Origin of the sequence: Streptomyces vietnamensis, from assembly GCF_000830005.1 — a bacterium.
Classification (GTDB): domain Bacteria; phylum Actinomycetota; class Actinomycetes; order Streptomycetales; family Streptomycetaceae; genus Streptomyces; species Streptomyces vietnamensis.
Genome location: NZ_CP010407.1, coordinates 3,882,375 through 3,896,129, shown reverse-complemented (window position 1 = coordinate 3,896,129; position 13,755 = coordinate 3,882,375). Strand labels below are relative to the sequence as shown.

The 13,755-nt window shown below is 73.4% G+C and carries 14 protein-coding genes; 13 read left to right on the top strand and 1 reads right to left on the bottom strand.

From position 1 onward, the window contains the following. Positions 1 to 62 precede the first annotated feature (62 nt). From SVTN_RS17265 to SVTN_RS42100, 3 genes are all read left to right on the top strand, one after another. A complete protein-coding gene (locus SVTN_RS17265) occupies positions 63 to 269 on the top strand; it encodes a DUF4244 domain-containing protein (RefSeq protein WP_041129904.1) in 207 nt (68 codons plus the stop codon). Beyond that, entirely contained in the window at positions 256 to 612 is a 357-nt protein-coding gene (locus tag SVTN_RS17260; protein WP_052499168.1) for a TadE family type IV pilus minor pilin, read from the top strand. The genes SVTN_RS17265 and SVTN_RS17260 overlap by 14 nt, the downstream gene beginning before the upstream one ends. Before the next feature lie 122 nt (positions 613 to 734). Further along, the gene (locus tag SVTN_RS42100) at positions 735 to 1,145 is read left to right on the top strand and encodes an Rv3654c family TadE-like protein (protein ID WP_245727563.1); all 411 of its coding nucleotides are present in this window, start codon (positions 735 to 737) and stop codon (positions 1,143 to 1,145) included. Here SVTN_RS42100 and SVTN_RS17255 read toward each other — a convergent pair. Continuing rightward, the gene (locus SVTN_RS17255) at positions 1,057 to 3,564 is read right to left on the bottom strand and encodes a DEAD/DEAH box helicase (RefSeq protein ID WP_041129903.1); all 2,508 of its coding nucleotides are present in this window, start codon (positions 3,562 to 3,564) and stop codon (positions 1,057 to 1,059) included. The genes SVTN_RS42100 and SVTN_RS17255 overlap by 89 nt on opposite strands. Positions 3,565 to 3,644: 80 nt before the next feature. Between SVTN_RS17255 and SVTN_RS17250 the strand changes: the two genes are divergently transcribed. The 10 genes from SVTN_RS17250 to SVTN_RS17205 all read left to right on the top strand — a co-directional run bounded on the left by SVTN_RS17250 (position 3,645) and on the right by SVTN_RS17205 (position 13,739). Further along, positions 3,645 to 3,998 carry an STAS domain-containing protein gene (locus SVTN_RS17250; protein WP_015034520.1) on the top strand — a complete coding sequence of 118 codons (354 nt, stop codon included), beginning with the start codon at positions 3,645 to 3,647 and terminating at the stop codon, positions 3,996 to 3,998. 15 nt (positions 3,999 to 4,013) lie between these two features. Then, positions 4,014 to 4,472 (top strand): ATP-binding protein, encoded by a 459-nt coding sequence (locus tag SVTN_RS17245; RefSeq protein WP_041129902.1) that lies wholly within the window; start codon positions 4,014 to 4,016, stop codon positions 4,470 to 4,472. Positions 4,473 to 4,617: 145 nt separating this feature from the next. After that, positions 4,618 to 6,942, top strand: a complete 2,325-nt coding sequence (locus SVTN_RS17240) for a sodium-translocating pyrophosphatase (RefSeq protein WP_041129901.1) — start codon at positions 4,618 to 4,620, stop codon at positions 6,940 to 6,942. A gap of 161 nt (positions 6,943 to 7,103) precedes the next feature. Further along, positions 7,104 to 7,784 (top strand): hypothetical protein, encoded by a 681-nt coding sequence (locus SVTN_RS17235; RefSeq protein ID WP_041129900.1) that lies wholly within the window; start codon positions 7,104 to 7,106, stop codon positions 7,782 to 7,784. A gap of 171 nt (positions 7,785 to 7,955) precedes the next feature. After that, a complete protein-coding gene (locus SVTN_RS17230) occupies positions 7,956 to 9,506 on the top strand; it encodes a DUF7059 domain-containing protein (RefSeq protein WP_041129899.1) in 1,551 nt (516 codons plus the stop codon). Further along, positions 9,503 to 10,507, top strand: coding sequence for an ArsR/SmtB family transcription factor (locus SVTN_RS17225; RefSeq protein ID WP_041129898.1), 1,005 nt, complete (start codon positions 9,503 to 9,505; stop codon positions 10,505 to 10,507). Before SVTN_RS17230 ends, SVTN_RS17225 begins: the two co-directional genes overlap by 4 nt. 123 nt (positions 10,508 to 10,630) lie before the next feature. Then, positions 10,631 to 11,704 carry an ABC transporter ATP-binding protein gene (locus SVTN_RS17220; protein ID WP_041129897.1) on the top strand — a complete coding sequence of 358 codons (1,074 nt, stop codon included), beginning with the start codon at positions 10,631 to 10,633 and terminating at the stop codon, positions 11,702 to 11,704. After that, positions 11,701 to 12,483 carry an ABC transporter permease gene (locus tag SVTN_RS17215; protein ID WP_041129896.1) on the top strand — a complete coding sequence of 261 codons (783 nt, stop codon included), beginning with the start codon at positions 11,701 to 11,703 and terminating at the stop codon, positions 12,481 to 12,483. The genes SVTN_RS17220 and SVTN_RS17215 overlap by 4 nt, the downstream gene beginning before the upstream one ends. Positions 12,484 to 12,497: 14 nt before the next feature. Further along, positions 12,498 to 13,316 carry an ABC transporter permease gene (locus SVTN_RS17210; RefSeq protein ID WP_052499166.1) on the top strand — a complete coding sequence of 273 codons (819 nt, stop codon included), beginning with the start codon at positions 12,498 to 12,500 and terminating at the stop codon, positions 13,314 to 13,316. 225 nt (positions 13,317 to 13,541) lie between these two features. Further along, positions 13,542 to 13,739, top strand: coding sequence for a hypothetical protein (locus tag SVTN_RS17205; RefSeq protein ID WP_041129895.1), 198 nt, complete (start codon positions 13,542 to 13,544; stop codon positions 13,737 to 13,739). The last annotated feature ends 16 nt before the right edge of the window (positions 13,740 to 13,755 follow it).

Genomic DNA, 13,755 nt, shown 5'->3' with positions numbered 1-13,755 from the left:
CACGACGTGATGACACGTCGAAGCGATGACGGCATGACGGAACACGGAACGAGGAGGTCGGTATGGCGGTCAAGGTGTGGCTGGGCGATTGGTGGCGGGCGCGGCGGGCGGCCGCGCGCCGCGACGCGGGGATGACCACGTCCGAGTACGCGGTGGGGACGATCGCCGCGGCGGCGTTCGCCGCCGTGCTCTACAAGATCGTGACCAGCGGGGCGGTCTCGGGGGCGCTGGAGTCGGTGATCGGGAAGGCCCTCGATGCGCCGTTCTGACCGGGGGTTCGTGACCGTGGAGGCGGCGATGGTCCTGCCCGTCCTCGCACTGTTCACGGTGACCCTGCTCTGGGCGCTGGCCGCGGCCGCCGCGCAGATCCGGTGCGTGGACGCGGCACGGGCGGGGGCGAGGGCGGCGGCCCGTTCGGAGCCGGCGGCCTCCGCCGAGGCGGCTGCCCGGGCCGCCGCGCCCGAGGGGGCCCGGGTGTCGGTGGCGAGGGAGGGCGAGCTGTGGCGGGTGACGGTGGAGGCGGCGGCCCCGGGCCCCCGGGGCATGGGCGTCACCCTGCGGGCCGGCGCGGCGGCCCTCGCGGAGGACGCGGTGGGCGGGGGAGTGCCGTGACGGGCCGGAAGGCCGGACGCGGTGGGCGGGGGAGTGCCGTGACGGGCCGGAAGGCCGGACGCGATGGGTGGGGCAGTGCCGTGACGGGCCGGAAGGCCGGACGCGGTGGGCGGGGGAGTGCCGTGACGGGGCGGAAGGCCGGCCGTGGTGGTGACCGTGGGGCGGCGACCGTGTGGGCCGCGTTCGCGGCGTGCGCGTTGTGCGTGGTGTTCGGGGTGGTGCTCGCGCTCGGGCAGGCGGTGGGCGCCAGGCACCGGGCCGGCGGGGCCGCCGACCTGGCCGCCCTCGCCGCCGCCGACCGGGCCCTGTGGGGCGAGGCCGAGGCGTGCGCCGCCGCCTCGCGGGTGGCCGCCGCGCAGGGCGCCGAGCTGGCGCGGTGCGCGGTGCGGGACGGGATCGCGGAGGTGACCGCCAGGGTCGTGCGCGGCCCGTACCGGCCGGAGGTCAGGTCGCGGGCGGGTCCTCCGGGGCGGGCTCCGCTGCTGGAGAGGGCCCCTGGGACGGCTCCGGGGCCTCCCTCAGGAGTTCCGTGAGGAGGCGGACGGCGCCGCGCTTGTGGAGCGGATCGTTGCCGTTGCCGCACTTCGGGGACTGGATGCAGGAGGGGCAGCCCGCCTCGCACTCGCAGGAGGCGATGGCCTCCCGGGTGGCCGTCAGCCAGGCGCGGGCGGTGTGGAAGGCGCGCTCGGCGAAGCCTGCGCCGCCCGGGTGCCCGTCGTACACGAAGACGGTCGGCAGCAGGGTGTCGGGATGGAGCGGTACGGAGACGCCGCCGATGTCCCAGCGGTCGCAGGTGGCGAAGAGAGGCAGCATGCCGATGGAGGCGTGCTCGGCGGCGTGCAGGGCGCCGCCGAGGATCTCCGGGGTGATCCGGGCGGCGTCGAGCTGGTCCTCGGTGACCGTCCACCACACGGCCCGGGTGCGCAGGGTGCGGGGCGGCAGGTCGAGCTTGGTCTCGCCGAGCACCTCGCCGGTGATCAGACGGCGGCGGAGGAAGGAGACGACCTGGTTGGTGACCTCGACGGAGCCGTAGCAGAGGCGGCCGGCTCCCCAGGGGATCTCGGTGTCGGTTTCGAGGACGGTGATGGAGGTGGTGTCGCGGGCGGTGGTGGAGTACGGGGGGACGGCCTCCTCGACGAGGGCCACGGAGTCCTTGAGGTCGAGCTCCCGCACCAGGTAGGTGCGGCCCTGGTGGAGGTGGACGGCGCCCTCGTGGACGGCGGTGTGGGAGGCGGCCTCGTCGACCGTGCCGAGGAGGCGGCCGGTGCCGGCCTCCACGATCCGGACGGGGCTGCCGCCGCCGCCCCGGATGTCGGTCAGGTCGGCGGCCCGTTCGCGGCGGGTCCAGTACCAGCCGGTGGAGCGGCGGCGCAGCAGGCCGGCGCCTTCCAGCTGGGGCAGCAGGCCGGGCACGGCCGGGCCGAAGAGGGCCAGGTCCGGTTCGGTCAGCGGGAGCTCCGCGGCGGCGGCGCACAGATGGGGGGCGAGGACGTAGGGGTTGTCGGGGTCCAGGACGGTCGTCTCGACCGGCTGTTCGAAGATCGCTTCCGGGTGGTGGACGAGGAAGGTGTCCAGCGGGTCGTCCCGGGCGACCAGGATCGCGAGGGCGCCCTCGCCCGAGCGGCCGGCGCGGCCCGCCTGCTGCCACAGGGAGGCCCGGGTGCCCGGGTAGCCGGCGATCAGGACGGCGTCCAGGCCTGAGACGTCCACGCCCAGTTCCAGGGCGGTCGTGGCGGCCAGGCCGAGGAGCTCGCCGGAGTGCAGGGCCCGCTCCAGGGCGCGGCGCTCCTCGGGCAGGTAGCCGCCCCGGTAGGCGGCGACGCGGCGGGCGAGCGCGCGGTCGGTCTCGGCCAGCCGTTCCTGGGCGATCACCGAGATCAGCTCGGCGCCGCGCCGGGAGCGGACGAAGGCGACCGAGCGGACGCCCTGCCGGGTCAGGCCGGTCAGCAGGTCCGCGGTCTCGGCGGTGGCGGTGCGGCGCACGGGCGCGCCGCGCTCGCCCTGCAGCTCGGTCAGCGGCGGCTCCCACAGGGCGAAGACCAGCTCGCCGCGCGGGGAGGCGTCGTCGGAGACCTCGGTGACGGGCAGGCCGGTGAGGCGGCCGGCGGCCAGGGCGGGTTCGGCGGAGGTGGCCGAGGCGAGGAGGAAGACCGGTTCGGAGCCGTACCGGGCGCAGATCCGGCGCAGGCGGCGCAGCACCTGGGCGACGTGGGAGCCGAAGACGCCCCGGTAGGTGTGGCACTCGTCGATCACGACGTAGCGCAGGGAGCGCAGGAAGGAGGACCACCTGGGGTGGGAGGGGAGTATGCCCCGGTGCAGCATGTCGGGGTTGGTCAGCACGTAGTTCGCGTACTGGCGGACCCACTCGCGCTCCTCGACCGGCGTGTCGCCGTCGTAGACGGCGGGGCGGATCCGGTTGCCGAGCGGGGCGGCCAGTTCCCGCACGGCGCGCCGCTGGTCGGCGGCGAGGGCCTTGGTGGGCGCCAGGTAGAGGGCGGTGGTGCCGCGGCCGTTCGGGGCCTCCGAGCCGTCCAGGAGGGTGCTGAGGACCGGGGCGAGGTAGGCGAGCGACTTGCCCGAGGCGGTGCCCGTGGCGATCACCACGGACTCGCCGTCCAGGGCGTGCTCGGCGGCCTCCGCCTGGTGGGCCCAGGGGTGCTCGATGCCGGCCGCCCGGATCGCCGCGATCACTTCCGGACGGATGCGGTGCGGCCAGACGGCATGGCGGCCCTCCCGGGCGGGCATGTGCTCCGTATGAGTGATGCGCGCGGCCCGGCTCTCGCCCGAGGAGAGCCGGTCCAGGATCATGCCGGGAGAGGGGCGGTCGCCCGTTTCCCCGGCCGGACGACGGGGGCGGTGATTCTTGGCCATCGGCACCGAGTGTGTCACTGCCATGACGGACAATGCTTCCAAGGCGTCGTGCATGGCTGCTGGTAAGTGATTGAATGCCATCGCGGCTGGCGTTCCGTTCCTCGGCTCCGCCCCGGAGACCCGAGGGGACGATCGCCCGATAGCAAGGTGCTGGAGGATCCGTGGACCTGTCCCTGTCGACTCGCAATGTGTCCGGCGCTGGTGGTGACCGTACGGTCGTCGAGGTCGGTGGCGAGATTGATGTGTATACCGCGCCCAAGCTGCGCGAGCAGTTGGTCGAGTTGGTGAACGACGGCAGCTACCACCTGGTCGTCGACATGGAGGGCGTGGACTTCCTCGACTCCACCGGCCTCGGTGTGCTCGTCGGCGGCCTGAAGCGCGTTCGCGCGCACGAGGGCTCGCTGCGTCTGGTCTGCAACCAGGAGCGCATTCTCAAGATTTTCCGGATCACGGGTCTCACCAAGGTGTTCCCGATCCACACCTCGGTCGACGAGGCCGTCAACGCCGTCGACTGAGCCCAGGGGGTTCGCATGGCCACCGTTGAACTCCGCTTCAGTGCTCAGCCCGAGCACGTCCGCACGGCCCGTCTGGTGGCGGCCGCGGTCGCGCGCCGGGCGGGTGTGGACGAGGCGGTCCTCGACGAGGTGCGTCTCGCTGTGGGTGAGGCCTGTTCCCGTGCGGTCGGACTGCACCGGAGCAACGACGTCACGACCCCCATCCGGGTCGTCCTGACCGAGGAGGAGAAGACGTTCTCCATCGAGGTCGGCGACGAGGTGCCGGGTGCGGGGGTGGCGGCGGCCGATGCCGTCGGTGTCCCCGGTGCGCGGGCCGCGGCCCCGGCCGAGGACTTCGACGACGCCGGCGGTGAGGACGAGATGGGGCTCGCGGTGATCCGCGGGCTCGTCGACGACGTCGAGGTGAGCGCCGGCGAGGACGGCGGCACCATCCGGATGACGTGGCCGGTGACCTCGGCGGACGTCCTGTCCTGACCCGTACACGTACAAACGGAAGAGGCTCCGCATCGCGGGGCCTCTTCCGTTTTGCCCGTGGGTGTCCTCGCCCAGCCTGCGGGTGTCCTCGCCCACGAATTGGCGCATCCCGGTCTGTGCCGGTTTGTCTCCCTATGATCCGTCCATGTACCCCACAACCCTCGCCGCGGCGGTGCTCACGAGCGGGAACCGGACGATCGTGGTCGTCGTCGCGGCCGTCGCCCTCGCCGCGCTGGTCGTCGCGCGGCTCTTCGTCCGCCAGGTGCTCGCGGCCGGTGAGGGCACCGAGAGGATGAAGGAGATCGCCGCAGCCGTGCAGGAGGGGGCCAACGCCTACCTCGCGCGGCAGCTGCGGACCCTCGCCGTCTTCGCGGCCGCCGTGTTCTTCCTGCTGATGCTGCTGCCCGCCGACAACTGGTCGCAGCGCGCCGGACGTTCCCTGTTCTTCCTGGTCGGGGCGCTCTTCTCGGCGGTCACCGGCTACCTCGGCATGCGGCTCGCCGTACGGGCCAACGTGCGGGTCGCCGCCGCGGCCAGGGAGGCCACCCCGGCGCCGGGCGAACCCGAGAAGGACCGGAGCGAGGTCGCGCACCGGGCGATGCGGATCGCGTTCCGTACGGGCGGGGTCGTCGGCATGTGCACGGTCGGCCTCGGACTGCTCGGGGCCTCCTGCGTCGTCCTCGTCTACGCCGCCGACGCGCCCAAGGTCCTGGAGGGGTTCGGACTCGGCGCCGCGCTCATCGCCATGTTCATGCGGGTGGGCGGCGGCATCTTCACCAAGGCCGCCGACGTCGGCGCCGACCTCGTCGGCAAGGTCGAGCAGGGCATCCCCGAGGACGACCCGCGCAACGCCGCCACCATCGCCGACAACGTGGGCGACAACGTCGGAGACTGCGCCGGCATGGCCGCCGACCTCTTCGAGTCGTACGCCGTGACCCTGGTCGCCGCCCTCATCCTCGGCAAGGCGGCCTTCGGCGACCACGGTCTCGCGTTCCCCCTGATGGTGCCGGCGATCGGCGTGGTCACCGCCGTGATCGGCATCCTCACGGTCGCCCCGCGGCGCGCCGACCGCGGAGGGATGAGCGCGATCAACCGCGGATTCCTGGTCTCGGCGGTGATCTCGCTGGCGCTCGTCGCCGTCGCCGCGTTCACGTACCTGCCGTCCTCGTACGCCGAGCTCGCAGGCGTCACCGAGCCGGGCATCCACACCCACGGCGGCGATCCGCGGGTCCTCGCCCTGGTCGCGGTCGCCCTCGGCATCGTCCTCGCCGCGCTCATCCAGCAGCTCACCGGCTACTTCACCGAGACGAACCGGCGGCCGGTCAGGGACATCGGCAAGTCCTCGCTCACCGGCCCCGCCACGGTCGTCCTCGCGGGCGTGGCGCTCGGCATGGAGTCCGCCGTCTACACCGCCCTGCTGATCGGCCTCACCGTCTACGGGGCGTTCCTGCTCGGCGGCACCTCGATCACGCTGGCGCTGTTCGCGGTGGCCCTCGCCGGGACGGGGCTGCTCACCACCGTCGGCGTGATCGTCGCCATGGACACCTTCGGCCCGGTCGCCGACAACGCCCAGGGCATCGCGGAGATGTCCGGGGACGTCACGGGGGCGGGCGCGCAGGTCCTCACCGACCTCGACGCCGTCGGCAACACCACGAAGGCCATCACCAAGGGCATCGCCATCGCCACCGCCGTCCTGGCGGCGTCGGCGCTCTTCGGCTCGTACCGGGACGCCATCGCGACCGCGATCGCCGACGTCGGGGAAGCCGGGAGGGCCGGGAGGTTCAGCGATGCGACGCTCTCCTTGGACATCTCGCAGCCCAACAACCTCTTCGGGCTGATCCTCGGCGCGGCGGTCGTCTTCCTCTTCTCGGGGCTCGCCATCAACGCGGTGTCCCGCTCGGCCGGATCGGTCGTCTACGAAGTCCGGCGGCAGTTCCTCGAACACCCCGGGATCATGAACTTCACCGAGAAGCCGGAGTACGGGCGGGTCGTCGACATCTGCACCAAGGACGCGCTGCGCGAACTCGCCACGCCCGGACTGCTCGCCGTGATGGCCCCGATCGCGGTCGGCTTCGCGCTCGGGGTCGGCCCGCTCGGCGCGTACCTCGCCGGGGCGATCGGGGCGGGCGCGCTGATGGCGGTCTTCCTCGCCAACTCCGGTGGCGCCTGGGACAACGCGAAGAAGCTGGTCGAGGACGGCAACCACGGCGGCAAGGGCAGCGAGGCGCACGAGGCGACCGTCATCGGGGACACGGTCGGCGACCCGTTCAAGGACACGGCGGGCCCGGCGATCAACCCCCTCCTGAAGGTGATGAACCTGGTCGCCCTGCTGATCGCCCCGGCGGTCGTGCGGTTCAGCTACGGCAGCGACGCGAGCGCCGGCCTGCGGGCCGCGGTCGCGGTGATCGCGCTCCTCGTCGTGATCGGCGCGGTCCGCGCCTCCAAGAGGCGCTCGGTGGCCGTCTCCTGACGTGGCGTCCGTCTCATTCCCTGATGTTTACGGGGTGGTCGTGAGGTTCATCCCTTGGTTCAAAAGGCTGCAAAGTGGGAGTAATCCGTCGCACGAAAGGTGGAAGTAGCCCGTTCGGCGTGTATGTTCCGGGGCCGAGAGCCTTGGAAGGGACCGATCCGTTGAACAAGAAGCTTGCGGCCGCACTGTCCGGCGGCGCGGTACTGGTGCTCGCGCTGTCCGGTTGCAGCAGTGACGAGGGCGACAAGGTGGGTGACTGGGCGAAGACCTTCTGCGACCAGGCGAAGCCGCAGATCCAGAAGCGGGCCGACGCCCACCAGATCATCATCTCGACCGCTGCCGACAGCAAGCCGGCCGAGATCCAGGCCGCCGACTCGAAGGCGTTCCAGGACATCGCGAACGCCGACCGCGCCCTCGCCAAGGCCGTCGAGGCCGCCGGGGCCCCGCCCGTCGACAACGGCCAGAAGGTCCAGCAGGACGCGATCAAGGAGCTCAACGCCACCGCGCTGGCCTACGAGGGGCTCAAGAAGCAGGTCGACGCGCTGGACCCGACGAACCAGCAGAAGTTCGCGGACGGCCTCCAGGGCGTCGCCGACGGCCTGACCAAGATCGAGAAGATGGACCAGAACGCCCTGTCCAAGCTGGAGGAGGGCCAGCTGGGCCAGGCGATGGCCAAGCAGCCCGGCTGCCAGAAGCCCACGGCCTCGGTCCCGCCGAAGACCTCCGCCTCCCCGAACGCCGGCTCCACCCCCACCTCCGGAGCCACCTCCGACTCCGACTCGGACTCCGGTTCCTCGGACCCGACGAAGAAGGCGTCCGCCAAGCCGACCAAGAAGTCCTAGCCCGGCAGCGGCGAAGGGCAGGCGCCAGGGCCGGTCGACCCGGCCGAGGAGCAGGCACCGGGGCCGATCGGCCCGGCACCTGCGGCGACCGGACCCGGTGGCCGGCGGCGATCGGCCGCCCGCCGCCGGGTCGGCCGCCCGGATGTCGGTGGCGGCCGTCACAATGGAGCGGTGAGTACGACCCTGCCTTCCCGCCTCCCGGTGCCCGCGCACGCCACCCGTCTGCGCGAGGCACTGCTCGCCGCCGACTTCACCGCCGACGGCCTGCTCGACCTGCTCGGCGCCCCGGCCTACGCGGCACTCGCCCGCAGCGAGACCGTGCCCGCCCTGCGCGCCACCCGCGGCGACTCCCCGCTGGAGATCCTCGTCCGGCTCTTCCTGCTCCAGGAGCCCGTCGCCGCCGACCGGGCCGCCGCCGCGCTCCCGCTCGACGAGGCCCTCGCCGACGGCTGGCTGGTCCCCGAGGACGACACCGTGCTCGCCACGGTCGACGTCCGGCCGTACGGCGGACCCGACGGCGAGGACTGGTTCATCGTCTCCGACCTGGGCTGCGCCGTCGGCGGCGCCGGCGGCATCGGGAAGAAGGACGAAGGAGTCGTCCTCGGCGTCGGCGGCGCCTCCACCACCCTCGCCGGCATCACGGTCCGCACGCCGGTCTCCTCCGCGCTCGACCTCGGCACCGGCTCCGGCATCCAGGCGCTGCACGCCGCCCAGCACGCCACCCTGGTCACCGCCACCGACCTCAACCCGCGCGCCCTGGACTTCACCCGGCTCACCCTCGCCCTCTCCGGGGCCCGCGAGGCCGAGCTGCTGACCGGCTCCCTTTTTGAGCCCGTCGACGGCGACACGTACGACCTGATCGTCTCCAACCCGCCGTTCGTGATCTCCCCCGGCGCCGGCCTCACCTACCGGGACGGCGGGATGAGCGGCGACGACCTGTGCCGCACCCTCGTCCAGCAGGCCGGGGAGCGGCTCAACGACGGCGGATACGCCCAGTTCCTCGCCAACTGGCAGCACGTCGAGGGCGAGGAGTGGCAGGAGCGGCTGCGGTCCTGGGTGCCGCGCGGCTGCGACGCCTGGATCGTGCAGCGCGAGGTCCAGGACATCACCCAGTACACCGAACTGTGGCTGCGGGACAGCGGTGACCACCGCGGCGACCCGGACGCCTACCGGGCGGCGTACGACCGCTGGCTCGACGAGTTCGAGGCGAGCAAGACCCGCGCGGTCGGCTTCGGCTGGATCACCATCCGGCGCAGTGAGGCCGTGGCCTCCGGCGCCGTCGAACCCTCGATCGTCGTCGAGGAGTGGCCGCACCCCGTCGAGCAGCCCCTCGGCCCCACCGTCCGCGCCCACTTCGAGCGCCAGGACTACCTGCGCGGCCACGACGACGCCGCGCTCCTCGCCGACAGCTTCACCCTCGCGCCCGAGGTCGTGCAGGAGCAGGTCGGACTGCCGGGCGCCGAGGACCCCGAGCACGTGGTGCTCCGGCAGAACCGGGGCATGCGCCGCGCCACCAAGGTCGACCACGTCGGCGCCGGGTTCGCCGGCGTCTGCGACGGCACCCTCAGCGCGGGCCGCATCCTCGACGCGATCGGACAGCTGATGGGCGAGGACCCGGTCCTGCTGCGGGACCGCACCCCGCAGGCGATCCGGCTGCTCGTCGAGGAGGGCTTCCTGATCCCCGCCTCCCTGCTGCCCGTGACCGAAGGGAGCGGCGCTTGATACGGATCGAGCTGGACGAGGCCTCGCTCGGGGCGACCCGGATCGCGATCAGCCCGCTGCGTGACACGTTCTGCGCGATGCACCTCGCGCTGCCGCACCGACACCCCTCCTGGCCCTACCAGGAGTGGGTCGGGCAGGCGCGCGAGGTGTGGCGCGAGGACGACCGGCTCCGCCCCCTGTGGGACCTGGTCGAGAAGGGGCCGGGCGAGGTCTCCGACTTCCTGCTGCCCCGGCCCTTCGGCACCGTCCACATCCACGAGGAGCTCGCCGCGCTGCGGGGCACCGACCCGGAGTTCGTCCGCGCCCAGGCGGCCGTCTGCTACCCGGACCTGCTCGACGCGCCCTTCCTGCAGCCCTACCTGAAGGACCCGGAGGCCGCCTGCGCGGCGCTCGCCGACGCGTACGCCGCCTACTGGGAGGGCGCGATCGAGCCGTACTGGCCGACGATGCGCCGGCTCGTCGAGGACGAGGTCCTCGTCCGGGCCAGGACGTTCGCGACCGAAGGCGTCGACGCGCTGTTCGCCGGCCTGGAGGCACGGGGGCGGTGGCAGCCGCCCGTACTCGAACTGACCAAGTACATCGACGCGGAGTACACCCCCGGCGAGCGGCGCCTCGTCCTCGTGCCGCTGGTCTTCGCGGAGGGCTGCCGGCTCTACTCGACCGACGACCCCGAGGTCTTCGCGCTCAGCTTCCAGGCCCGGGGCGCCGCAGCCCTGCGCGAACCGGCCGAGCCCGTCGCCGAGGACCGGCTCGGGCTCATGCTCGGCCGGGGCCGGGCGGCCGTCCTGCGCGAACTGGGCGGGCCCCTGACCACGGCCGGACTCGCCGACCGGCTCGGCCTCGCCGCCAGCACGGTCTCCGAACACCTGTCGGTCCTCGCGGAAGCAGGTGTGGTGACCCGCCACCGCGTCGGGCGCTCGGTGTACTACCAGCTGACGGACACGGGCCGTTCGCTGCTCGCACTGCTCGCCGGGGAGGACGTCCTGCGCGCGGTGGCATGAGCCCGGAGGGGCCGCGGCCGAGGCTCCGGGGCGGCGGCCTGAGGATCCGGGGCCGTGGTCCGACGATTCGGGGCCTCCCGAATCGATGGCCCGGCCCTCCCACCTGCTCCTACCGTCCGGCGCATGCTCGCAATCGAGGCGGACGCACTGCGCCGCACCTACACCAGCAGGACCGGGTGGCCGAGGTCCCGGCGGACCGAGACCGAGGCCGTGCGCGGCGTCACCTTCGAGGTGGCGCCGGGAGAGCTGTTCGGCCTGCTCGGCCCCAACGGCGCCGGGAAGACCACCACCATCAAGATGCTCAACACCCTGCTCCTGCCGACCTCCGGCACGGCCCGGGTGTTCGGCCACGACGTGGCCCGCGACCCCGTCGCCGTACGCCGCAGGATCGGGTACGTCTTCGGCGGCGACCGGGGCCTGTACGACCGGCTCTCCGCACTCGACAACCTCCGCTACTTCGCCGAGCTGTACGGCGTCCCCGCCCGCGACCAGAAGCGGCGCATCGCCGAACTCCTCGACCTCGTCGGCCTGACGGGCCGGGAGAGGGAACGCGTCGAGGGGTACTCGCGGGGCATGCGGCAGCGCCTCCACATCGCCCGCGGCCTGCTCCACCGCCCCGACGTCCTCTTCCTCGACGAACCGTCCATCGGCGTCGACCCCGTCGCCGCCCGCGACCTGCGCCGCACCGTCGCCGACCTGGCCGCCGCCGGCACCACCGTCCTCCTCACCACCCACTACATGGCCGAGGCCGACGAACTCTGCGACCGCATCGCCGTCATCGCCGGCGGCCGGATCCGGGCCCTCGGCACCCCCGAGAGCCTCAAGTCCCGCGTCGGGGACCGGGACGTCCTCGACATCGAGGCGTACGGAGCGGGCGAAGAGGCCCTCGACCGGGTACGGCGGGTGCCCGGCGTCCGGGGCGTGTCCACCGAGGACCGGGGCGCGGTCCAGACCGTGAGCGTGCAGACGGACCGCGGCGCCGAGCTCCACGCACCCGTCCTGGCCGCCCTCGACGGCGTCCGCATCGGACGGGTCGTCAGCCGCGAACCCTCCCTGGAGGACGCCTACATCGCGATCGTGGAGGAGGCGACGGCCTCCACCGAGGCCCCGGCCCCCACCGAACCGCCGTCCTCCACCGAACCGCCGTCCTCCACCGAACCGTCGTCCTCCACCGAGCCGGACGGGGTGCCCGCGTGACCCGTCCGACCCGCGTCCTGCGCCTGATCGGCGTCGGGGTGCGCACCCACGTCTCGTACATGTCCCGCTCCCCGATCGAGATCACCTTCGCCGTCCTCGTCCCGCTCGTCTACGCGACCCTCGCCGTCTACCTGTTCCGCGCCGCCGGCGACCCCGACCGGCTGCTCACCGCCTCCGTCGGCGCCGGACTCATGGGCATCTGGGGCTCCGTCCTCTTCGGCTCGGGCGGCGCCGTGCAGAACCAGCGCTGGCTCGGCACCCTGGAGACCCTCGTCGTCGCGCCCACCCCGCTCGCGCTCGTACTCCTGCCGATCACCCTCGCGACCGCCGTCATCGGCACGTACGCGATGGGGGCCACCGTCCTGTGGGGTGTGCTGCTCTTCGACGTGCCGCTCGACTTCGCGCACCCGCTGCTCTTCCTCGTCGCCGTCCCGGTGTGCGTCCTCGCGCTCGGCATGATGGGGCTCCTCCTCGCCGCGACCTTCGTCCTGCTGCGCAACGCCAACGCCCTCGCCAACCCGCTCGACACGCCCGTCTGGCTGCTGTCCGGGCTGCTCGTCCCCGTCACCGTGCTGCCCGCCTGGACCCACCCGATCTCCTGGGCGCTGCCGACCACCTGGGGCGCGCGGGCCGTCCACGCGGCGGCCTCCGGCGGGGACGTGGTCCCGCCGCTGCTCACCGCCCTCGCCCTCGGCGCCGGCTACGCCCTCGCCGCCGTCCTCGTCCTCGGCCGGGTCGAGCGCCGGGCCCGCGCCGCCGCCACCCTCGCCCTCGCCTGAAAGGCCACCGTCGGATGTTCCGCTTCCGGTGCCGATTCCTCGGCTTCCGCTTCCACGCCTCCTCCCGGCTGCTCGTGGTCGGCGGGGCGATCTCGTACCGCGCCCTGTTCAACTGGACGACCCCGCCCATGTTCATCGGAACACTGCTGGTCGGACCCCTGCTCCAGGTTTTCTTCTTCGTCTTCCTGGGCAGGGAACTCGGTGTCGCCGACGATCGTTTCCACCTCGTGGGCAACGCCGTCCTCGCAGCTTCCGCCTCCTGCGTGTACGGCGGCACGATGGCCGTCGCCAACGAGCGCCGGTACGGCACCCTCGGGGCCGTCCTGCTCTCGCCCCGCCACCGGTTGCCCCTGTGGGCCGGACGAGCCCTCCCGTACGTCCTCAACGGGCTGTTCGTCAGTGCCTTCGTGCTCACCACCGCCGCGCTCGTCCTCGGGCTGCCCGTGCCCGCCGGGGCGCTCCCCGGGCTCGGTCTGGTGCTGCTCGCCGCGGCGGGCGCCTGCTCGGCCTTCGGGCTCGCGCTCGGAGCGCTCGGGCTGCGCTTCCGCGACGTGTTCCTGGTGTCGAACGTGGCCAGTTCGGTGCTGCTGCTCCTGACCGGCGCCGCCGTGCCCCGGGAGACGCTGCCGGAGTGGATGCGGGTCGCCGGTGGGCTGCTGCCGCTCACGCACGCGGCGGACGCGGCGCGCGGGCTGACCGCCGGCGCCGGCCTGGACGGACACCTGCTCGGAGCCGAGCTCGCGGTCGGCGCCGGATGGGGGCTGCTCGCCGTCGTCCTCCTCGCCGTCTTCGAGCGGGGGAGCCGACGCCGGGCCACGCTCGACGTGATGTGACGTGTGACGTGTGACGTGTGACGCAAGACGCGTGGCGCGGGGCGCATGGGGTGGGGCGGGGGGAGGGGGAGGGACCTCCCGGAAGCGGATGACTACCGGCCATCTTCGTGAACCCGCACGAGACGGCCCACGCCGTTCACCCGGAGTTCGCGCTCCCGATGCCCGGGGGTGTCAGCCTCGGCCGCGAGGGGCGAACGCCGCACGGGGACGGAACGGGGTACGGGCATGGAGAGCGGGCCGGCGATCTTCGCGGGGGCGGCGTTCACGCTGTTCGGAGGCGCGCTGCTGCTGTGGACCACCGTGCGGACGCTGCACCGCGAGCCCGTGGCGCACGGGGTCGCCCCGCGTACCGCGGTCGCGCTGACGAGCCTCTCCGGCGCCGCCTTCCTGGCCCTCGGCCTCTGGTGCTTCGGCCGGCTCTGAATCCGGTTCCGGTTCG

What these genes read in the sequence shown, in the direction of transcription:
- SVTN_RS17205 (WP_041129895.1), top strand. Translation starts at nt 13,542, where the DNA reads ATGGAGAGCGGGCCGGCGATCTTCGCGGGGGCGGCGTTCACGCTGTTC.
- SVTN_RS17220 (WP_041129897.1), top strand. Translation starts at nt 10,631, where the DNA reads ATGCTCGCAATCGAGGCGGACGCACTGCGCCGCACCTACACCAGCAGG.
- SVTN_RS17260 (WP_052499168.1), top strand. Translation starts at nt 256, where the DNA reads ATGCGCCGTTCTGACCGGGGGTTCGTGACCGTGGAGGCGGCGATGGTC.
- SVTN_RS17210 (WP_052499166.1), top strand. Translation starts at nt 12,498, where the DNA reads ATGTTCCGCTTCCGGTGCCGATTCCTCGGCTTCCGCTTCCACGCCTCC.
- SVTN_RS17240 (WP_041129901.1), top strand. Translation starts at nt 4,618, where the DNA reads ATGTACCCCACAACCCTCGCCGCGGCGGTGCTCACGAGCGGGAACCGG.
- SVTN_RS17265 (WP_041129904.1), top strand. Translation starts at nt 63, where the DNA reads ATGGCGGTCAAGGTGTGGCTGGGCGATTGGTGGCGGGCGCGGCGGGCG.
- SVTN_RS17245 (WP_041129902.1), top strand. Translation starts at nt 4,014, where the DNA reads ATGGCCACCGTTGAACTCCGCTTCAGTGCTCAGCCCGAGCACGTCCGC.
- SVTN_RS17255 (WP_041129903.1), bottom strand. Translation starts at nt 3,564, where the DNA reads ATGGCATTCAATCACTTACCAGCAGCCATGCACGACGCCTTGGAAGCA.